21 protein-coding genes are annotated in these 18,204 nt (G+C 63.3%); 12 read left to right on the top strand and 9 right to left on the bottom strand.

Annotated features, from left to right (window positions below):
* Positions 1-6 precede the first annotated feature (6 nt).
* Together NKH17_RS00410 and NKH17_RS00405 are read right to left on the bottom strand one after the other, a co-directional pair.
* A complete protein-coding gene (locus tag NKH17_RS00410; protein ID WP_352476495.1) occupies positions 7-1,167 on the bottom strand; it encodes a CaiB/BaiF CoA transferase family protein in 1,161 nt (386 codons plus the stop codon).
* Positions 1,168-1,170: 3 nt separating this feature from the next.
* On the bottom strand, positions 1,171-1,722 hold the full coding sequence (locus NKH17_RS00405) for a MaoC family dehydratase (RefSeq protein WP_352476496.1): 552 nt from the start codon (positions 1,720-1,722) through the stop codon (positions 1,171-1,173).
* A gap of 191 nt (positions 1,723-1,913) precedes the next feature.
* Between NKH17_RS00405 and NKH17_RS00400 the strand changes: the two genes are divergently transcribed.
* Positions 1,914-3,011, top strand: a complete 1,098-nt coding sequence (locus NKH17_RS00400) for a lactonase family protein (RefSeq protein WP_352476497.1) — start codon at positions 1,914-1,916, stop codon at positions 3,009-3,011.
* A gap of 7 nt (positions 3,012-3,018) precedes the next feature.
* Here NKH17_RS00400 and NKH17_RS00395 read toward each other — a convergent pair whose 3' ends face one another.
* Positions 3,019-3,732 (bottom strand): GntR family transcriptional regulator, encoded by a 714-nt coding sequence (locus NKH17_RS00395; RefSeq protein WP_352476498.1) that lies wholly within the window; start codon positions 3,730-3,732, stop codon positions 3,019-3,021.
* Positions 3,733-3,990: 258 nt separating this feature from the next.
* Between NKH17_RS00395 and NKH17_RS00390 the strand changes: the two genes are divergently transcribed.
* The 6 genes from NKH17_RS00390 (at position 3,991) to NKH17_RS00365 (ending at position 9,977) form a co-directional block, all read left to right on the top strand.
* Positions 3,991-5,079 carry an ABC transporter ATP-binding protein gene (locus tag NKH17_RS00390; protein ID WP_352897821.1) on the top strand — a complete coding sequence of 363 codons (1,089 nt, stop codon included), beginning with the start codon at positions 3,991-3,993 and terminating at the stop codon, positions 5,077-5,079.
* 36 nt (positions 5,080-5,115) lie between these two features.
* Positions 5,116-6,405 (top strand): ABC transporter substrate-binding protein, encoded by a 1,290-nt coding sequence (locus tag NKH17_RS00385; protein ID WP_352897820.1) that lies wholly within the window; start codon positions 5,116-5,118, stop codon positions 6,403-6,405.
* Positions 6,406-6,659: 254 nt separating this feature from the next.
* Positions 6,660-7,568, top strand: a complete 909-nt coding sequence (locus NKH17_RS00380) for an ABC transporter permease (RefSeq protein WP_352897818.1) — start codon at positions 6,660-6,662, stop codon at positions 7,566-7,568.
* A gap of 4 nt (positions 7,569-7,572) precedes the next feature.
* Complete coding sequence (locus NKH17_RS00375) at positions 7,573-8,391, top strand: ABC transporter permease (RefSeq protein WP_352801327.1); 819 nt, start codon at positions 7,573-7,575, stop codon at positions 8,389-8,391.
* Between the two features lie 2 nt (positions 8,392-8,393).
* A complete protein-coding gene (locus NKH17_RS00370; protein ID WP_352897816.1) occupies positions 8,394-9,134 on the top strand; it encodes an aspartate/glutamate racemase family protein in 741 nt (246 codons plus the stop codon).
* A 6-nt stretch (positions 9,135-9,140) separates the two neighbouring features.
* The gene (locus tag NKH17_RS00365) at positions 9,141-9,977 is read left to right on the top strand and encodes a GNAT family N-acetyltransferase (RefSeq protein WP_352897814.1); all 837 of its coding nucleotides are present in this window, start codon (positions 9,141-9,143) and stop codon (positions 9,975-9,977) included.
* Between the two features lie 47 nt (positions 9,978-10,024).
* On the opposite strand, the gene NKH17_RS00360 is transcribed toward NKH17_RS00365, so the two are convergent.
* The 6 genes from NKH17_RS00360 to NKH17_RS00335 form a co-directional block, all read right to left on the bottom strand.
* Positions 10,025-10,171 (bottom strand): hypothetical protein, encoded by a 147-nt coding sequence (locus NKH17_RS00360; RefSeq protein WP_023716676.1) that lies wholly within the window; start codon positions 10,169-10,171, stop codon positions 10,025-10,027.
* A gap of 75 nt (positions 10,172-10,246) precedes the next feature.
* Positions 10,247-11,539: an NAD(P)/FAD-dependent oxidoreductase gene (locus tag NKH17_RS00355; protein ID WP_352897812.1), complete on the bottom strand. Its 1,293-nt coding sequence runs from the start codon at positions 11,537-11,539 to the stop codon at positions 10,247-10,249.
* Positions 11,539-12,519: a branched-chain amino acid ABC transporter permease gene (locus tag NKH17_RS00350; RefSeq protein WP_352897935.1), complete on the bottom strand. Its 981-nt coding sequence runs from the start codon at positions 12,517-12,519 to the stop codon at positions 11,539-11,541. Before NKH17_RS00350 ends, NKH17_RS00355 begins: the two co-directional genes overlap by 1 nt.
* A complete protein-coding gene (locus NKH17_RS00345) occupies positions 12,516-13,424 on the bottom strand; it encodes a branched-chain amino acid ABC transporter permease (protein WP_352897810.1) in 909 nt (302 codons plus the stop codon). The genes NKH17_RS00350 and NKH17_RS00345 overlap by 4 nt, the downstream gene beginning before the upstream one ends.
* A complete protein-coding gene (locus NKH17_RS00340) occupies positions 13,421-14,170 on the bottom strand; it encodes an ABC transporter ATP-binding protein (protein ID WP_352897808.1) in 750 nt (249 codons plus the stop codon). Before NKH17_RS00340 ends, NKH17_RS00345 begins: the two co-directional genes overlap by 4 nt.
* On the bottom strand, positions 14,167-14,964 hold the full coding sequence (locus NKH17_RS00335) for an ABC transporter ATP-binding protein (protein WP_254818756.1): 798 nt from the start codon (positions 14,962-14,964) through the stop codon (positions 14,167-14,169). Before NKH17_RS00335 ends, NKH17_RS00340 begins: the two co-directional genes overlap by 4 nt.
* Positions 14,965-15,089: 125 nt before the next feature.
* On the opposite strand from NKH17_RS00335, the gene NKH17_RS00330 reads away from it, so the two are divergent.
* Genes NKH17_RS00330 through NKH17_RS00310 form a run of 5 tightly spaced genes read left to right on the top strand, consistent with a single transcriptional unit; the run spans position 15,090 to position 18,167 of the window.
* Positions 15,090-15,833 carry a GntR family transcriptional regulator gene (locus NKH17_RS00330; RefSeq protein ID WP_352897806.1) on the top strand — a complete coding sequence of 248 codons (744 nt, stop codon included), beginning with the start codon at positions 15,090-15,092 and terminating at the stop codon, positions 15,831-15,833.
* Positions 15,830-16,318 carry a DUF3830 family protein gene (locus tag NKH17_RS00325; RefSeq protein ID WP_352897804.1) on the top strand — a complete coding sequence of 163 codons (489 nt, stop codon included), beginning with the start codon at positions 15,830-15,832 and terminating at the stop codon, positions 16,316-16,318. The genes NKH17_RS00330 and NKH17_RS00325 overlap by 4 nt, the downstream gene beginning before the upstream one ends.
* Complete coding sequence (locus NKH17_RS00320; protein ID WP_352701846.1) at positions 16,319-16,678, top strand: TIGR04076 family protein; 360 nt, start codon at positions 16,319-16,321, stop codon at positions 16,676-16,678.
* Complete coding sequence (locus NKH17_RS00315; protein WP_352897802.1) at positions 16,675-17,730, top strand: aldo/keto reductase; 1,056 nt, start codon at positions 16,675-16,677, stop codon at positions 17,728-17,730. The genes NKH17_RS00320 and NKH17_RS00315 overlap by 4 nt, the downstream gene beginning before the upstream one ends.
* Positions 17,731-17,738: 8 nt before the next feature.
* Positions 17,739-18,167, top strand: coding sequence for a DUF4440 domain-containing protein (locus NKH17_RS00310; protein WP_352897800.1), 429 nt, complete (start codon positions 17,739-17,741; stop codon positions 18,165-18,167).
* The last annotated feature ends 37 nt before the right edge of the window (positions 18,168-18,204 follow it).

Raw genomic sequence — 18,204 nt, 5'->3', positions numbered from 1 at the left:
CGTCGCTCACAGCCCGAACTCCGCGCGGATTTTTGCGCTGTGCTCGCCGATGCGTGGCGCGGCCCGCTCGACCTTGGCGCGGATGCCGTCAACCCTGAGCGGCGAGCGCGTGGTAAGGATCGAAACGTCATCCTCGCGCGTCACCGTCTGCAGCATGTCGAGAACCTGGAAGCCTTCGCTGGCCATCATTTCCGGCCAGGTCAAAACCTTGGCGCACCAGATGTCGGCAGGTTCGAGGATGGCAAGCCACTCGTCGACCGTTTTCGTCGCGATTTTTTGCGCGATAATCGCCTTGATCTCGTCGCGGGCAGTGAACCAGGTCGACGGCTGATCGCGGTAGGGCGCAAGTTCCTCGAGCCCGAGGAGATCGGCGAGTTTCGAGATCGGCGTCATGGCGATCGCCAGATAGCCGTCCTTGGCCGGATAGACGCCGTAGGGCGCCGACAGATAGGCGTGTGCGCTGCGGAAGCTCGACCGCCGCGGCAGCCGGCGCCCATCATTGAGATGCGTGGTCAGCACCTCGAACTGGAAGTCGACCAGCGCTTCGAGCAGGCTGGTCTCGACATGGCTGCCCTTGCCGGTCACACCGCGCCGCACCAGTGCGGCGAGGATGCCTTGCGCGGCGGCCGAACCCGCCAGCATGTCGGCGATCGCCAGGCCGAAGGGCACCGGCCCCTGGTCCTCGTCGCCGTTCAGCCACATGACGCCGGAACGGGCCTGCGCCAGCAGATCCTGCCCGGGCCGCTTGACCCATGGGCCTTCCTCGCCGTAGCCGCTGATCGAGGCGTAGACCAGGCGCGGATTGATCTTGCGCACCGCGTCATAATCGAAGCCCAGTCGTTCGATGACGCCGGGTCTGAAGTTCTGGATCAGCACGTCAGCCCTGGCCAGCAGGCCGCGCAGTGCCGCAAGATCGGCCTTGTCCTTGAGGTCGATGGCAAAGCTTTCCTTGGCACGGTTGATCGCGTGGAAAATAGTGGAATCGCCGCCGATCTCGGTGTCGCTGAGATAGAGTCGGCGCGACAGGTCGCCGCCATCCGGCCGTTCGATCTTGATGACGCGAGCGCCGAGGTCGAGCAGTCGCAGCGAGCAGTAGGGGCCGGACAAGAACTGGCTCATATCGACAACGATGAGCCCGGTCAGCGGCAGTTCGGCAATGGCAGCCATTGCCTATTTCTCCGTCTTGCCGGCGAAATCGGCCGGATTGCGGTACTTCACCGTCTGCAGGTGCTCGCAATAAAGCACAAGCTCTCCTTCACCTTTGAAGACTTCATAGCTGGCGCGGATCAGCCCCATCTCCTTGTATTTGGGTTTCTTGTCGAGATTGGAGCGGATCGAATAGATCGTGTCGCCGATGAACACCGGCTTGATGAAGCGCAATTTGTCGTAGCCATAGGAAAAAGCGTTGATGCAATTGGTGGCAACGAGGCCGAGCCCGGCCGAGAACACGAAGGCGCCGGCGACCAGGCGCTTGCCGAAGATGCCTTCTGTTTCGGCGAACATCTGGTCCTGCACGTATGGATGGATGTCGAGCACGAGCGTGTTGAAGAGATGGCTGTCGCCCTCGGCAATGGTCCTGCGTAGCGAGCGGATCTTCTGGCCGACCGGCCAGTCTTCGTAGAACCAGTTCTCCGCGTTCCAGACGGGAAGGTCGGCGTGATCCCTAGGCATGTTGGCGGGGTGTGTCGAGGCCACGCCCACGGTTGACGCGAAACCGCTCATGACGACTTCCTCTGGGAGCGGGAATCGTCCATCAGGGCGCGCCGCAGACCAGCGAAATGCATGGATCGATCCTCCCATCAATCTTCTTTTGTGAATAGTATTTTCACATATGGGGTTGTGTTGCAAGCGAGTCTCGGCGAAATTTTGGCGGCTCCGTCGCGGCCCATGCCGGCGGCACATGGGAGGAAGTGATGCAGAATGCCTGTCTGGTTTTCGTCGGCAGCCTCAATCGCGACGCCCCATATTTTCAGGGCGCGCGCGGCGTCGGGCTGGGCGTCTACAGTTTCGACGAGGGGACGCTGGAGACAAAGAAACTGGCCGAGACGGAAGACATCGACAATCCGACCTTCCTGTCGGTGACGCCGGACGGCTCCCACGTCTACGCCAATTCCGAAGTGTTCACCTGGCGCGAAGGGGTTGTCTCGGCCTACCGTTTCGACAGGCAGACCGCCACGCTGTCCTACATCAACAAGCAGCCGACGCTGGGCAGCATCACGGCGCATAACACCATCACGCGCGACGGGACCAAGCTGCTGGTCGCCAATTACGGCATGGGCGAGGGCGGCCCCGATCGCTCGGTCGTGGTCTTGGGGCTGCGCGAGGATGGCGGCCTGACCGCACCGTTGTCGAGCGTCGCCCATAGCGGGACCGGACCAGACCCCGCACGCCAGGAGCGGCCGCACGCCCATAGCGTAACCGAGACGGTTGCCGGCGGCATGGCGATCGTCGCCGACCTCGGCATCGACCAGCTGGTGTCCTATCGCATCGGCTCAGACGGCAGTCTGACGAAGCTCGCCGAATCGGCGCTTGCGCCGGGGGCTGGTCCGCGCCATCTCGCGCTGCATCCGGGCGGCCGCTTCGTGTTCGTCATGAACGAGCTGGATTCGACGGTCGTCTCGCTGGCGCTGGAAGACGGATCAGGCAAGCTTGCGGTGATCGACAGTAAGCCGGCGGTGCCGCCCGAGGCACGCGACGGCAATCATTGCGCCGACATCCAGATCTCGCCCGACGGCCGCTTCCTCTATGGCTCCAACCGCGGCCATAATAGCATCGCCGTGTTTTCGGTCGACCAGCAAAACGGCAGGCTTACGCTTGTGGGCTATACGCCTTGCGGGGGCGCCACGCCGCGCAATCTGGCCCTGACGCCTTCGGGCGGCCATCTGTTCTCGGCCAACCAGAATGCCGACCGCATCTCGATTTTCGCCCGTGATGCCGCAACCGGCCGGCTGACCGACACCGGCCGATCCATCGACATCGGCACGCCGATGTGCGCGAGGATCGTGCGTTGAAGTGACCTCAGAACTCGAGCGCCTGCCTGAGTGCCGGGCCGCTCCTGACGCGCAAATCGAGGTCGGCCTCGATATGGTCGATGTGGTGCAGCATCAGGGCACTGCCGCGTTCGGCATTGCCATTTTCCAGCGCTTCGAGGATCTGCATGTGTTCGTTGTGGCCGCAGCTCGAGATACCCGAGCGGCCATAGAGTGCGATCACCAGCGATGAACGAGCGACCAATTCCTCCATGAAGCGCTGCAGGATGACGTTTCCCGCGACCGACGCCAGAAGCAGGTGAAAATCCCCCGACGCCTTGATCTCCGATCGCCTTGCGTTCGGTCCGCGTTCGGCGATGAAACGGCCTTCTTCGTCGAGCTGGGCCTTGAATGCGGCGACATGAGCCGGCGTCATCCGCCCGGCGGCGGCAATCGCGATGCCGGGTTCGATGAGCCGGCGCGAAGCAAAGACTTGCCGCGCTTCCTCCGGCGACGGATTGGCGACGAAGGCACCGCGATTGCGCTCGGTGCGCACCAATCCCTCGAAGGAAAGCATCTGCAGTGCGGCGCGCGCCACGGTGCGGCTGACATCGAACAGCGTGCCGACTTCGCCTTCGGAAAGCTTGGTTCCCGGCGCCAGCCGGCGATCGACGATCGCGTCGCGCAACTGGTCGCGGATCGCCTGCGCGCGATCCTCGTTGGCGGCCTCGATAGCAGGGATAGTCTGGTCGGCAATGTTCATGGCAGTGGTCCTGCCTTCTTCTATCCTGAATCGCATCGCTTGGACGAGAGACAAAGTGAATACAGGAACGAAAAAGATTGCATACGATTTTTGCGAGGATCGGTGGCAATCGCCTATAATTTGTGCATTGCACAAGGATGCTGTATCGGCAGTCATATTGACGCGGCCCTGATTTCTTCAAGGATTCAGTCGGTTGGTGCGGCGGTGCGCAACTGGCACGCATGATGCTTTGGCTAATCCGACCAAAGGGGAAGCTGGATGTCCAAAGCCGCCGAAATCGACATTGTGTCCGTTTCGAAAGTCTATGGCGCGACGACTGCCGTCGAAGGCATCAGCCTGAAAATCCCGGCGGGAACCTATTGCTGCCTGCTCGGTCCGTCCGGCTGTGGCAAGACCTCGACGCTGCGCATGATCGCCGGGCACGAGAGCATATCGAGCGGCGACGTGCGTCTCGGCAACACGGTGGTTACCGACCTGCCGCCGGCCAGGCGCGGCACCGCCATGATGTTCCAGTCCTACGCGCTGTTTCCGCATCTCGACCTGATCGACAATGTCGCCTTCAGCCTGAAGATGAAGGGCGTCGGCAAGGAAGAGCGCCGCGCCAAGGCACTCGACATGCTGAAGCTGATGCAGATGGAGGCCTATGCCAGCCGTCGTCCGGCGCAGCTTTCCGGCGGCCAGCAGCAGCGCGTTGCTCTTGCCCGCGCATTGATCACCGATCCCGAGGCGCTGTTGCTCGACGAACCGCTTTCGGCGCTCGATCCGTTCCTGAAAATCCGCATGCGGGCCGAACTGAAGAAGCTGCAGACATCGCTCGGCATCACTTTCGTCCACGTCACCCACAGCCAGGAAGAGGCGATGGCGCTGGCCGACCTGATCGTGGTGATGAACGACGGCCGAATCGAGCAGGCGGCGCACCCGCGCACGGTGTTCGAGCGGCCGGCCACCGCCTTCGTCGCTCGTTTCATGGGCGACCACAATGTCATCTCCGGCCGCGTCACCGGTAGTCGCGACGGCACGGTCGTTTTCGACGTGCCCGGCGGCGTCGCGCTCGCCGCGAGCGGGCTGGGCAGGGGGACCGGGGAGCCCATCGACATCGCCATTCGCACCGACCACGTGCGCATCGGCGAGCCGCCGGCAGCCGGGCTCGGTTTCACCGGCATCGTTTCAAATGTCGAGTACCGCGGTTCGACCGTGAAGCTCTCGGTCAATGGCGCCGGCATCGACGATTTCACGGTGATCGTCGACGACACCAGCTTCTTCGCCAGGCCGGTTGCGGTCGGCGACGCCGTGCCGATCGCCTGGGACGCCGAGGACGCGATCGTCCTTGGCCGTCTCCATTCCTGAAATCCAGCATAACCAACCAAAACAGGGGAACTGAACATGACCAACACCACCGACAAGAAGACTGGAATATCGCGACGTTCGCTGCTCAAGACAGGTGCCGCCGCCGTCGGTTTCGCCGCCGGTTCCGGCGCCATATCAGGCTTTCCGACCATCTGGGCGCAATCGAACATCACGCTGCGCCAGTTCGGCACCGGCGTGTCCAATCTCAATGCCATCGCCGACAAGTGCAAAGCCGATCTCGGCATCACCCTGGAGATGACGGCAACCGATTCCGACGCCGCCGCGCAGCGCGCCGTGACGCAGCCCGACAGCTACGACATCGCCGACATCGAATACTGGATTTGCAAGAAGGTGTTCCCGACAGGCGTCCTGCAGCCGATGGATGTCAGCAAGCTGAAATATTACGACGAGCTGGTGCCGCTGTTCAAAACCGGCAAGCTGACGCCGGACAGCGTCATTGCCCAGGGCACCGCGCCGCATACGGTCGGTTACGTCGAGGCGCAGGACAGCAAGGTTTTCGCCAAGGCGCCGACCAATTGGTTCACCATGGTGCCGACGATCTACAATGCCGATACGCTCGGCATCCGCCCCGACCTCGTCGGCCGCGATATCACCACCTGGGCCGACATCATGGATCCGGCCTTCAAGGGCAAGACCGCCATCCTCAACATCCCGTCGATCGGCATCATGGATGCGGCGATGATCATGGAGGCAACGGGCAACATCAAATACGCCGACAAGGGCAACATGACCAAAGAGGAGATCGATAAGACGATCGACTTCCTGATCAAAGCCAAGCAAGCCGGCCAGTTCCGCGCCTTCTGGAAATCCTTCGACGAAAGTGTCAACCTGATGGCTTCAGGCGAAGTGGTAATCCAGTCGATGTGGTCGCCGGCCGTGGCCGCAGTCCGCTCCAAGGGCATCGCGTGCCGCTTCCAGCCGCTCAAGGAAGGCTACCGCTCCTGGGGTGGCGGGCTTGGCCTGGCAGTCCATCTCTCCGGCGCCAAACTCGACGCCGCCTATGAATACATCAACTGGTACACGTCAGGCTGGGTGGGCGGCTATCTCAATCGCCAGGGCTACTACTCGGCCAACATGGTGTCGGCCAAGAAGTTCATGTCCGAGGACGAGTGGGGCTACTGGATCGAAGGCAAGCCGGCAAAGGGCGATATCCTGTCGCCGGACGGCAAGGTCATGGAAAAGGCAGGCGCCGTGCGTGACGGCGGCTCGTTCGAAGAGCGCATGGGCAAGGTCGCCTGCTGGAACTCGGTCATGGACGAGGACCGCTACATGGTGAAGCGCTGGAACGAGTTCATCGCTGCTTGATGCAAGGCGGCAATAGCTGAGATGTTGCATTCCTTCGCGCCCCCCTCTGTCCTGCCGGACATCTCCCCCACAAGGGGGGAGATTGCGCCGTCATCTCTGATTTCGCCAATCTCCAATGCTTCAAGAGGAGAGCTAGCAGCCAAATTGCCGATCTCCCCCCTTGCGGGGGAGATGTCCGGCAGGACAGAGGGGGGTGGGAAGGATCACGGCGTGCCGGACTATCGGCCCTTTGCGACGCCCCAGGGCTGTACCTGATGACAGTGGCACTCGATCAGCCAGCAACCATTGCCACAAAGCCTGCCAGACGTAGGCGCTCCTTTGCCGGCGTCGCACCCTATCTCCAGGCGGCACCGCTGGCGCTGATCCTCGGCGCGTTCCTCCTGCTGCCGATCCTGATGATCGCCGTGGTCTCATTCTGGGACTACGATTTCGCGGCGATGTACCCGGATTTCCTGACCACCAACTACGCCGACACGCTCGGCTCGTGGGTTACCTGGAAGACCTATCTGAATACGCTGAAATACGCCGCCATCGTCTGGGCGCTGACGCTGCTTATCGGCTTCTGGGTCGCCTATTTCCTCGCCTTCCATATCAGAACCACAGCCATGCAGATGGTGCTGTTCCTTGTCTGCACGGTGCCGTTCCTGACCTCCAACATCATCCGCATGATCTCGTGGATTCCGGTGCTTGGCCGCAACGGCCTGGTCAACTCGACGCTGGTGCAAATCGGGCTGATCCCGAAGCCGATCGAGTGGCTGCTCTATTCCGAATTCGCCGTGGTGCTGGCCATGGTGCATCTCTACACGCTGTTCATGGTGACGCCGATCTTCAACACGCTGATGCGCATCGACAAGTCGCTGATCGAGGCCGCGCGCGACGCCGGGGCTTCCGGCTGGCAGGTGTTGTGGAACGTCATCATCCCGCTTGCCAAGCCCGGCATGGCGATCGGCACCATCTTCGTCGTCACGCTGGTGATGGCCGACTTTTCGACGGTGCAGGTGATGTCCGGCGGCCAGAGCGCCTCCGTCGCGCTGATGATGAAGAACCAGATGTCGCTGCTGCAGTATCCGGCGGCCGCTGCCAACGCGGTCGTGCTGCTGGTGCTGGTCCTGCTGATGGTCGCGGGCATCCTGCGCATCGTCGACATTCGCAAGGAGCTGTGAGACTTTGAGACACGACAAGCGCAGCTTCGAATTCTACGTGCTGGCGGCGTTCTTCGCGGTTTTCGTGCTGTTCCTCTACGGCCCGCTTTCGGCGATCCTGATCCTCTCTTTCCAGGGCGAGAACGGCGGTCTGACATTTCCGCTGAACGGCGTCTCGCTGCACTGGTTTGCCAACCTGTTCGAGCGCCAGGCGGTCGGCGACTTCGGCGGCAGCTTCAAACGCTCGCTCGTCCTTGGCCTGATGGTGATGGTCGTCACTGTCGCCGTGTCGCTGCTTGCCGGCCTGGCCTTCCGGCAGAAATTTCGCGGCGCAACCGCACTGTTTTATCTGGCTGTCGCCAGCCTGGTCGTGCCCTCGATCATCATCAGTCTCGGCATTGGCGTCGTCTTCCAGCAGATCGGCTTCCGCCCCGCCTGGTACACGTCCGCTTTCGGCGCCCATCTGACCTGGACCCTGCCTTTCGGCGTGCTGATTATGTTTGCTGTCTTCAACCGGTTCTCGCCGGCCTACGAGGAAGCCGCGCGCGATCTCGGAGCATCGTCGTGGCAAACCTTCGCGCATGTCGTCCTGCCGATGATCGCACCCAGCCTGATCGGCGTCGGCCTGTTTGGTTTTACCCTCTCCTATGACGAGTTCGCTCGCACGCTGATGACGTCGGGCACCTTCAACACGCTGCCGCTCGAAATCTATGGCATGACGACGAATGTCACGACGCCGGTGCTCTATGCGCTGGGCACCGTGACGACCGTGTTTTCCTTCCTGGTGATCTTGCTGACGCTCGGCGCAATCGTCTATGTCGGCCGCCGCCGCGAGCGTGCCTGACAGTGCAGATCCTCGTCGTCAATCCGAACACCACCGCCAGCATGACCGAGACTATCGCGGTCGCCGCCCGGTCGGTCGCTGCTCAATCGACGAAGATTGTTGCCGTTACCTCTACGATGGGCCCGGTGTCGATCGAAGGCTATTACGATGAAGCGCTTGCCGTTCCCGGCCTGCTGGTCGAGATCGCCACCGGTGAGCGCTTGGGCGCACAGGCCGCGATCGTCGCCTGCTTCGACGACACCGGCCTCGATGCCGCGCGCGCCATGGCCAACATTCCGGTCATCGGCATCTGCGAGGCATCGCTCAGCACGGCCTCGTTCATCGCCCAGCGCTTCACCGTCGTCACCACCACCGGGCGTTCGCGCGTGCCGGTCGAAGGCCTGGTGCAGCGCTATGGCATGGCGCGGCGGGCACGCGTGCGCGCTGCCGACATTCCGGTCCTTGCCCTCGAAGATCCGGCGTCCGGCGCACTGCTCAAACTGCGCAACGAGATTGCGCGCGCCATCGACGAGGATCGCGCAGAGGCGATCGTGCTCGGCTGTGCCGGCATGGCCGATCTGGCGGCGGCGCTGCAGCGGGAATTCGGCCTTCCGGTCATCGACGGCGTCGGTGCCGCGGTCAAGCAGGCCGAGGCCTTGATCGCGCTTGGCCTGACGACATCCAAGCGCGGTGCCTATGCAAGCCCATTGGCAAAGCCCTATCATGGCGCGTTGAAGTCCTTCGCGCCTGGTGCCGCCGAGTGATCGCAAATGCTCAGAACGATCCGAACACTCGCACTTGAAGAGGTGGAAACCCTTGTCGACTGGGCGGCGCAGGAAGGCTGGAATCCCGGCCTCGGCGACGCCGCGCTGTTCCAGGCAGCCGACCCGCAGGGCTTCATCGGCGCCTTTGTCGATGGCGAGATGGTGGCTGGTATTTCAGCGGTGGCCTATGGCGACGATTTCGGCTTCATCGGCCTCTATATCTGCCGGCCGGACAGGCGCGGCGCGGGCCATGGCAAGGCGGTCTGGGATGCCGGCATGGCGCGGCTCGGCAACCGCACGATCGGACTCGACGGCGTCGTCGAACAGCAGGCCAACTACGGCAGCATGGGTTTTGCACCGGCCTACCGGACGATCCGGTTCGTCGGATTGCCGGATGTCCCGGCAGCCGTCGGCAGTGACATTTGCGCAATAGGGCCGGACCTCGTGCCGGACATACTGGCCTATGACCGCCGCTTCTTTCCCGGCCCGAGACAGTCCTTCCTGGAACACTGGCTGCGCCCACCGCACTCAGCGCTTGCGGTCGTCAAGGACGGCGCCATTGCGGGATACGGCGTCGCGCGCCGATGCCGCGACGGCTGCAAGGTCGGCCCGCTCTTTGCCGACAGCCTGGACGCGGCAAGCCGTCTCTTCGCCACGCTTGCGCAGATGTGCGGCCCCGGAAATGTCCATCTCGACGTCCCCGAAACCAGCGGGCAATTTGCAGCTTTGCTGTCGTCCGCCGGCCTTCAACCCGGCTTCGAGACAGCTCGAATGTACAAGGGAAAAGCGCCGCGGCACGCGCAGTCCGGTGTCTATGCGATAACGACCTTGGAGCTTGGTTGAGACGGTGCAAGTCGGCTTCTAGCGCGCAAGTCGGGGAGCAGAAATGTCTACTTTTCCTGAACTGAAATGCCGGAATCGTCGATACGAAGTTCCACGCCTTTCGGCTTGGTCTCCTCGCGATAGACGTAAATGCCCAAGGCAATGACTGCGACGACCAAAGCGCCGATGATGAGATAAAGATAGTTCTGCTTCATCCGCTGTCGTTAACAACATGATTTGAGCGAGTCTAGCGGTTCGGTATCAGGACGGCGGACGGACACGCACGTCGATCAGCCATCCAGCCGATCGCGCAGCATGCTTAGGGGAAGCAGCATGTTTGGCGCGTGCCGCGTCAGGCCGTGGAACGGGATCGGCGACGGCGGCGCAAACGGCAGCGGCAAATCCTGAGGCTTTGTTCCATCAGCCCAATCCGCAAGCACCTTGCCCATGCTCGTCGTCATGGCGATGCCGCGTCCGTTGCAGGCAAAGCCCGCGATCAGGCCAGGGCCAAGATCGACGAGGCGCGGCAGGAAGTCGGGCTCGACGGCAGCCATCCCCGACCAGCTATATTCAAGCGGCGGGATCTCCGGGAGGTCGAGGTGTTTTGCCAGGCGCCGCCAGATCGCCCGCGGCACCCGCGTGTCGGCACCGGGGCCAAAAACATGCATGCCGCCGGTGATCAGCCTGTTATCGTCGTCGAAGCGAAAGGTGAAGAGATTGCGTCTTGTGTCGCCGACGCCTTGCCCGCCAGGAAGCAGGCGAGTGCGTATTTCGCGCGGCAGCGGCGCTGTCGCGATCTGGAAGATTTTCAATGGGAAATAGGTTCGCCGCAGCGCGCGATCCAGCGGCCCGCCATAGGCGTTGGTGGCGACCAGCACCTTTCCTGCGCGTACCGAGCCGGAGGCCGTCTTCAAAGCCCAACCATCGCCTATGTGATCGATCGACGCGACACGCGTATGTTCGAAAATGCGCGCGCCGGCTTTCTCCGCCGCATCGGCGAGGCCGCGCGCATATTCGACCGGATTGAGGACGCCACCCGACCGATCCATCCAGCCGCCGAGATAGCCGCGAACGCCGGTCAGCTCCTCGACCGCCGTTCTATCCAGCGCAACAGTCGGTCTTCCGCGCCGTGCCCATTGTTCGACACGCGATCTGGTCTTTTGCAAAGCGGGCGGCGAATGGGCTGGTTGTATCCAGCCGCTCTGGACGGCATCGCATTCGATGGCATGCCGCTTGATCAGGTCGAAGACGAGGTCGGCGCTGCCGGCGGCGAACCCGACAAGGTGTTCGCCGCGTTCGGGTCCGAGCTGGGCAATGATGTCTTCGGGATCTCTTTTCGCGAAATTCGGCACGACAAAACCGGCGTTCCTGCCGGACGCACCCCAGCCGATGGTTTCGGCTTCGAGGACGGCGACCGAGATGCCTTTCTCGGCGGTGTGCAGCGCGGTTGAAAGGCCCAAGAATCCGCCGCCGACAATCGCCAGATCGACATCGAGTGCACCTTCGAGGGCGGGTCGTTCTCGGCGGTTGCGGCCGACGGCGTGCCATAGCGAAAGGCCGCGTGGCACTGCAGCGCTGCTCATCACCGCGCCGCGCTCTCGTCCGGAGCCGCTTTCGCGCCCTTGCCGAACCTTGCGCGCCGCGGCCTGTCGCCGAACAGGCCGTTCGGCCTGACCAGAAGGATGACGCACAGCATCACGCCGATGGCGACGATCTGCAGGGAGGCGGCACGAGCCTGCTGTTCCGGCGAGAACAACACACTGGTCAAGGCTCCCGAACCGGCCCATATCGCCCAGACCAGGATGCTGCCGATGACGGCGCCGATGTTGCTGCCGGCGCCACCGACGATCAGCATCACCCAGACCTGGAAAGTCAGCGCCGGCAGATAATTATCCGGAGCGATGAAGCCGGTGAAATGGGCTTGCAGCGCACCGGCCAGCGCCATGATGGCGCCGCCGACGCCAAAGGCCTGGACGCGGTAGAACCGCGCGCTTTTACCCAGAGATATCGCGGCCCGCTCATCCTCGCGAAGCGCCTTCAACACGCGCCCCCACGGGCTGCGCGACAGATGCTCCAGCGCGAGATAGACGATCAGCGTCATCACGAAGACGATCGCAAGGTTCGAAAGGTTGAACAGCAACGGCGTTTCGGCAAGACCGCCGAACGGACGCGGAATGAAGCCGATGCCGAATGGGCCGCCGGTCAGCTTCTGGGCATTGAGCGCTACCAGTTGCACGACGACGGCGACGCCGAAAGTAGTGATCGCCAGATAGTCCGATCTCAAGCGCAGCGTCGCGATGCCGGTAATGGCGGCCGCGACGCCGCCCACCAGCATGGCGCCGAGCCAGCCGACAAGGATCGGCAGGCCGAAGCCGCCGAGCCGCGCGGCATCGTCGGGCGTGGTCAGCAGTGCCGAGGTGTAGGCGCCGATGGCAACGAAGCCGGCGACCCCGACATTGAAAAGCCCGGTCAGCCCCCATTGCAGGTTGAGCCCGAGCGTGACGAGCGAAAAAATCAGCGCGGTGGTCAGGAAGAAAGCGCCGTAGCCGAGCAGATCCATCAGCGTTCCCTCACTCCGAAAAGGCCGATGGGGCGCACGAACAGCACCGCCATCAGGATGACGAAGGAGACGGCCGCCCGCCATTCGGCGCCGATCAATTGCACGGCACCCGCTTCGGCCATGCCGATAATCACACCGCCGAGGACGGCGCCGGGCACGCTGCCGATGCCGCCGAGGATGGCGGCCGCGAACATCGGCAGCAGCATCTCGAAACCCATGAATGGGCGGATCTGGATGAGAATGCCGATCATGACGCCGGCGACGCAGGCCAGCGCCGCGCCGATGAGCCAGGTGACGCGCACCACCTTGGCGACGTCGATGCCAACGATGCGCGCCAGTGCCGCGTTCTGGCTCAATGCCTGCATCGAACGGCCGGTCTGGGTGCGGGTCATCAGCAGATGCACGCCGAGCACGAGCACGGCCGTCAGCAGCAGCAGCGCGATCTGGTCGGGGGTGATGCGAATGCCGAAGCCGACGGGCATGGCGATCTGGATGGCCCGGCTGAAATAGGTCGGACGCGAGGTGAAGATGAATTCGAGCAGGCTTCTCAGCGCCATGGAGGCGCCGAAGCTCGCCATCACCACGATGATCGCCTGGCCCTTGGCCCGCAGCCGCGCGAACAGCACCAGATCGAGCGCCAGTGCCAGCAGGCCGGTGACCGCCATGCCGATGATGAGCGCGGCGATCAGCGGCCAACCGAAGGAGAGGGGCGCGATCGGCGCGATCTTGCCGAACATCGCACCAATGGCGCCAACCACGGCCAGCGTCGCATAGGCGCCCCAGGCCATGAAGTCGCCATGGGCGAAGTTCGAGAAGCGCAGGATCGAATAGGTGAGCGTCACGCCGATGGCGCCGAGGCCGATCATCGAGCCTGCCAGCAGTCCGTCGACGACAAATTGCAGGTTCATGCCGCGCCTCCTTTCCCAAAGTCGGGGCGGCGCTGGCCAAGGTAGAGTTCGGCGACGACCGGATCGTTCCAGAGCTCGGCGGCGATGCCCTGGTGCCGCTCCTTGCCCTCGACCAGCACGTAGGCGCGGTCTCCAACGGCAAGCGCTGCCTTCGCGTTCTGCTCGACCAGCAGGATGGTGACGCCGGATTTGCGGATGCCGGCCAGCATCTCGAATACCATCGACACGAATTTCGGCGACAGGCCGGCCGACGGCTCGTCGAGCACCAGCACCTTGGGATGGACGATTAACGCCCGCGCGACGGCCAGCATCTGCCGCTGTCCGCCCGACAGATTGCCTGCGGCTGTTCTGCGCTGACGGGCGAGATCGGGAAACACCCCATACATTTCCTCGATGCGGGCGGGGACCTCGCGCGGCCTCAGAATGCCGCAGGCGACCCTGAGATTGTCCTCGACCGACATCAGCGGGAAGATGTTCTCCGTCTGTGGCACGAAGGCAAGGCCAAGGCGGACCATGGTGTGGGCGGGCGACGCCGTGATATCCTTGCCGTCCAGCAGCACCGTGCCGCCGGCGATCGGGACAAGGCCGGCGATGGCCTTGATAAGGCTCGACTTGCCGGCGCCGTTGGGGCCGAGGACGACGACGATCTCGCCCTTGTCGACGGTGATCGAGGCGCCGCGCACGATCGGAACGCCGGGCTCATAGCCGGCTTCGAGATCGCGGACATCGAGTACCCTTTGGCTCATGCCGTGCCTCCGAGGTAGGCCTCGATGACGCGTGGGTCACGCGCCACCTCGTCCGGAGTGCCTTCGCGCAGAAGCTGGCCGCTCGCCATGACCAGCACGCGGTGGCAGAGTCGCGTCACCATGTCGATATTGTGCTCGATCAGCAGGAAGGTGATGCCGCGCGCATTGATGTCGCGGATGCGGTCGATGATGATCTCGAGCAGGGTTGCGTTGACCCCGGCCGCCGGCTCGTCGAGCAGGATGATCGCCGGGTCGGCCATCATCACGCGGGCCAGCTCGAGCAGCTTGCGCTGGCCGCCTGAAAGCACGCGCGCCGGCTCGTGCGCAAGGTGAGCGATCGTGACGAGCTCGAGTAGTTCGACGGCTCTTATCTCGGCAGCCCGTTCTTCGGCAGCGACCCGCCGGGGCGTCAGGAAATTGGCGAGCAGTTTTTCTCCGGCCTGCCCTTGCGCGGCCAGCATGACGTTTTCGATCAGCGTCAGGTTAGGCAAGGGCCGGGGGATCTGGAACGTGCGGCCGAGGCCGCGGCGGATGCGGCGATGGGCAGCTTCCCCCGACACCGATACGCCGTTGAGGAGGATTTCGCCGCTGGTCGGCAGAATGCTGCCGGCGAGCAGGTCGAACATCGTGGTCTTGCCTGCGCCGTTCGGGCCGATAAGGCCAAGTATTTCGCCCGGCCGGACGTCGAACGAGACATTGTTGACCGCAACGAGCCCGCCGAAGCGTCTGAGGACGTTCCTGGCCGTGAGGACCGGCGTGCGGATCTCCTCCTGCCGTTCCGTCGTGTCGCTCATCAATCCCTCTGGCCGAAAGCGATCTTCGTCGCCTATGATTTGATTTGTGATCACACTTGCTTTGATCACGCTATTCGGCTTTAATTTCTTCCGCAAGCCGAAAACGGCCAAGACCGGAATTGCCAATGCAGAAGGCCGCCGTCGAAAAGAACAAGAACAATGAGGTGATCGCGGCCCAGCTTACACCGGTCGGCCGCGAGACCGTGCAGGATCGCGTCTATTCGGAGCTTCGCCGCGCCTTGATCGGCGGCCTTTTCGAGCCGAGCCAGGTTCTGACCATCCGCGGCCTCGCCGACGCGCTGGTCACCAGCACCATGCCGGTGCGCGAGGCGCTCGGACGGCTGATCACCGAGAAGGCGCTGGAGGCGCTTCCCAACCGTTCGGTGCGCGTGCCGCCGATCACGCTGGAGCGTATCGACGATCTCTTGCGGGCTCGGTCGCTCATAGAGGGCGAAGCGATAGCACTTGCCGCCACGCGCATGAACCCGCGCCAGATTGCTTCGGTCGAAGCCATGCTCGGCGAATGGGACGAGATGCGGGCACTGAAGCACAAGAAGGATATCGATCGCGAGGCGACGCTCAACCAGAGCTTCCATTTCGAGATCTACCGTGGCTGCGGTTCCGCCGTGCTGATCCCGATGATCGAGAGCCTTTGGCTGCAATCCGGACCCTGTATCCGCGTCGCCATCTACGCCTTTTCCGACGCCGGCGAGGTCGACACCGCCCACTATCACCGCAGCATCGTCGCCGCGCTTGCCAAGCAGGATGCGCAAGCGGCGCGCGAGGCGCTGGTGGCCGACATCAGCCGGCCCTTCGCCTTTCTGCGCGACAAGCTCCAATCCACAAGCAAGGAAGGTTTGAGGGCATGACGGCGCCTCGCATCAGCATCACCGAGCCGCGCTCACAGCTTTCCGTGACCGCGCTGCTGTTGCCTGAAAAGGCGCCCGACAACGCCGCCTTCCTGCTGGCCTATCTCGAGCAGCCGCGCGTCGTTGCCGGCATCCATGCGATGTGGACGGGGCCTGAGATTTCCTGCCCGGTTCCATCAGTCGATCTTGAGGGCCAAACCTATGCCAGGCCCTTGCCGGCGGAGAATGCAACGCTGACGCCGCAGCCGGGCGACATCGTGTTGTCCTACGTGCCGCCGCGCATGTGGGGCGGCAATCCGAATGCGATTTTCGACATCGGCTTGTTTTATGGACAGGGTGCGCGGCTACTGTTCCCGATCGGCTGGCTTGCCGGAAGCGTCGTCGCGCAGGTGGTGCCTGAGGATCGCGATAAATTCGCAGCCGCTTGTGGCGTGATCCGCCGCAACGGCGCCTGCGACATCACCTTTACCCGGGTGGAGATCTGAATGGCCGGACAAGACGACAGTTTCGAACTCTTCGACCTTCGCGTCGAGGCGGTTATCCCCGAGGGCAAGCCGATCTATTGCGGCGCCAAGGCCGGCGACTATTTCGAGTTGAAGGGCGAGATGCTGTCGATGCCGGCGGGCCAGGGTTTTTCGATCTATTCGATATCAGCCGTGCTGCCGCTGCTCGCGGCAAAACAGCGCCCGACCCACAGGAACGACTGGATGACGTCGGACGCCGAGATCGCTTGTCCGGATCCGAATTGCGCCAGCCGGCTGCGGATCGTCAGGACGGGCAAGCGGCGGTTCAGCCATGCCGAGACCACGGCGGTTCCGCTGCCGAAGGAGAGTGACCAGAGATGACCGCCAAGGCATTCGAACTGAGTCCCGGCTACACGATCTCGCGCGTCATTCGCGGCGGCTGGCAGCTTGCCGGCGGGCACGGCGCGGTCGATCGCCAACAGGCGGTGAGCGACCTGATCGCCACGTTCGACGCCGGCATCTGGACCTATGATTGCGCCGATATCTATACCGGCGTCGAGGAACTGATTGGTGCGGCGCGCCTGCGCCTTGCCAATGAGCGTGGCCTCGACGCTGCCGCCAAGATGAAGGTGCACACCAAGCTGGTGCCTGACCTCGAACGGCTCTCCACGATCGGCCGCGACTACATCAGCAGCATCGTCGACCAGTCGCTGCGGCGGTTGAAGACTGAGCGCCTCGATCTTGTGCAGTTCCATTGGTGGGACTATTCGGTGCCCCGCTATGTCGATGCAATGGGCTGGCTCGACGAAATCCGCAGGGAAGGCAAGGTGCGCAATATCGGCACCACGAACTTCGACACGCTGCGGCTGGCCGAGATCCTGGCCGCGGGTGTGCCGCTGGTCAGCCAGCAATTGCAATACTCGGTGCTCGACCAGCGGCCGGCCAACAGCCTTGCAGCACTCGCCAGCCGGCATGGCGTCAGTTTCCTCTGCTACGGTTCGGTGGCGGGCGGCTTCCTTAGCGAAAAATGGCTTGGCGTTACCGAGCCGCAGACGCCGCTCGAAAACCGGTCGCTGGTCAAATACAAGCTGATCATCGATGATTTCGGCGGCTGGGAGCTTTTCCAGGAGTTGCTTCGCACACTGAAGGCCGTCGCCGACCGCCACGGCGTCGACATCGCCACCATCGCCAGCGCCTGGGTGCTGGAGCAGCCGCAAGTGGCGGCCGTCATCGTCGGCGCCCGCAACCAGGCGCACGCCCTCGCCAATGCCAGAATCATGGACATCGCGCTCGATGCCGACGACCGGGCGAGGATCGCTGCCGTAATCGCGCAAAGCCGGGGGCCGCTGGGCGACGTCTACACATTGGAACGCGACCGTCACGGCCGCCACGGCTCGATCATGCATTACAATTTGAATGCAGGCAGGAAATGAACGCGGCCATGGACGAAAACCCCTCCTTGCTTTCCCGCGCCAGCGCCGAGGTGGTCGATCTCCACCGCTTCTTCGTCGACTGGTTCAATGCGGCGAGTGCGGACAATGCAGATTTCAGGCGGTTCGAACGCGTCATGGGCGAAGGCTTCTGCATGGTTGCGCCGGATGGCCAGGTCCTCGATCGCGATGCTGCGCTTGACCATGTCAGCGCAAGCCGCGCCAGCTGCGACGGCGATTTCAGTATCTCGATCGAGGATATCCGGGCCGGCTGGCAGGCCGGCGACACGATCGTCGTCTGCTACGTCGAGGCACAGCAACGCGCCGGCAAGCACAGCCGCCGTCGCTCGAGTGCCGTTTTCACCACCAGTTCATCGGGGCCTAACGGCGTCGAATGGCGACATCTGCATGAAACCTGGCTGCAGGTGCCGGAAGGCTGAACAGGCTCAAGCGTGAATGAGAGTCGTGTAACGAAAG

This window comes from Mesorhizobium sp. M1334 (assembly GCF_040317995.1).
Taxonomy (GTDB): domain Bacteria; phylum Pseudomonadota; class Alphaproteobacteria; order Rhizobiales; family Rhizobiaceae; genus Mesorhizobium.
The sequence above is the reverse complement of the archived record's forward strand: the minus strand, read 5'-3'. Positions and strand labels throughout refer to the sequence as shown.

What these genes read in the sequence shown, in the direction of transcription:
- NKH17_RS00410 (WP_352476495.1), bottom strand. Translation starts at nt 1,167, where the DNA reads ATGGCTGCCATTGCCGAACTGCCGCTGACCGGGCTCATCGTTGTCGAT.
- NKH17_RS00405 (WP_352476496.1), bottom strand. Translation starts at nt 1,722, where the DNA reads ATGAGCGGTTTCGCGTCAACCGTGGGCGTGGCCTCGACACACCCCGCC.
- NKH17_RS00400 (WP_352476497.1), top strand. Translation starts at nt 1,914, where the DNA reads ATGCAGAATGCCTGTCTGGTTTTCGTCGGCAGCCTCAATCGCGACGCC.
- NKH17_RS00395 (WP_352476498.1), bottom strand. Translation starts at nt 3,732, where the DNA reads ATGAACATTGCCGACCAGACTATCCCTGCTATCGAGGCCGCCAACGAG.
- NKH17_RS00390 (WP_352897821.1), top strand. Translation starts at nt 3,991, where the DNA reads ATGTCCAAAGCCGCCGAAATCGACATTGTGTCCGTTTCGAAAGTCTAT.
- NKH17_RS00385 (WP_352897820.1), top strand. Translation starts at nt 5,116, where the DNA reads ATGACCAACACCACCGACAAGAAGACTGGAATATCGCGACGTTCGCTG.
- NKH17_RS00380 (WP_352897818.1), top strand. Translation starts at nt 6,660, where the DNA reads ATGACAGTGGCACTCGATCAGCCAGCAACCATTGCCACAAAGCCTGCC.
- NKH17_RS00365 (WP_352897814.1), top strand. Translation starts at nt 9,141, where the DNA reads ATGCTCAGAACGATCCGAACACTCGCACTTGAAGAGGTGGAAACCCTT.
- NKH17_RS00360 (WP_023716676.1), bottom strand. Translation starts at nt 10,171, where the DNA reads ATGAAGCAGAACTATCTTTATCTCATCATCGGCGCTTTGGTCGTCGCA.
- NKH17_RS00355 (WP_352897812.1), bottom strand. Translation starts at nt 11,539, where the DNA reads ATGAGCAGCGCTGCAGTGCCACGCGGCCTTTCGCTATGGCACGCCGTC.
- NKH17_RS00345 (WP_352897810.1), bottom strand. Translation starts at nt 13,424, where the DNA reads ATGAACCTGCAATTTGTCGTCGACGGACTGCTGGCAGGCTCGATGATC.
- NKH17_RS00340 (WP_352897808.1), bottom strand. Translation starts at nt 14,170, where the DNA reads ATGAGCCAAAGGGTACTCGATGTCCGCGATCTCGAAGCCGGCTATGAG.
- NKH17_RS00335 (WP_254818756.1), bottom strand. Translation starts at nt 14,964, where the DNA reads ATGAGCGACACGACGGAACGGCAGGAGGAGATCCGCACGCCGGTCCTC.
- NKH17_RS00330 (WP_352897806.1), top strand. Translation starts at nt 15,090, where the DNA reads ATGCAGAAGGCCGCCGTCGAAAAGAACAAGAACAATGAGGTGATCGCG.
- NKH17_RS00325 (WP_352897804.1), top strand. Translation starts at nt 15,830, where the DNA reads ATGACGGCGCCTCGCATCAGCATCACCGAGCCGCGCTCACAGCTTTCC.
- NKH17_RS00320 (WP_352701846.1), top strand. Translation starts at nt 16,319, where the DNA reads ATGGCCGGACAAGACGACAGTTTCGAACTCTTCGACCTTCGCGTCGAG.
- NKH17_RS00315 (WP_352897802.1), top strand. Translation starts at nt 16,675, where the DNA reads ATGACCGCCAAGGCATTCGAACTGAGTCCCGGCTACACGATCTCGCGC.
- NKH17_RS00310 (WP_352897800.1), top strand. Translation starts at nt 17,739, where the DNA reads ATGGACGAAAACCCCTCCTTGCTTTCCCGCGCCAGCGCCGAGGTGGTC.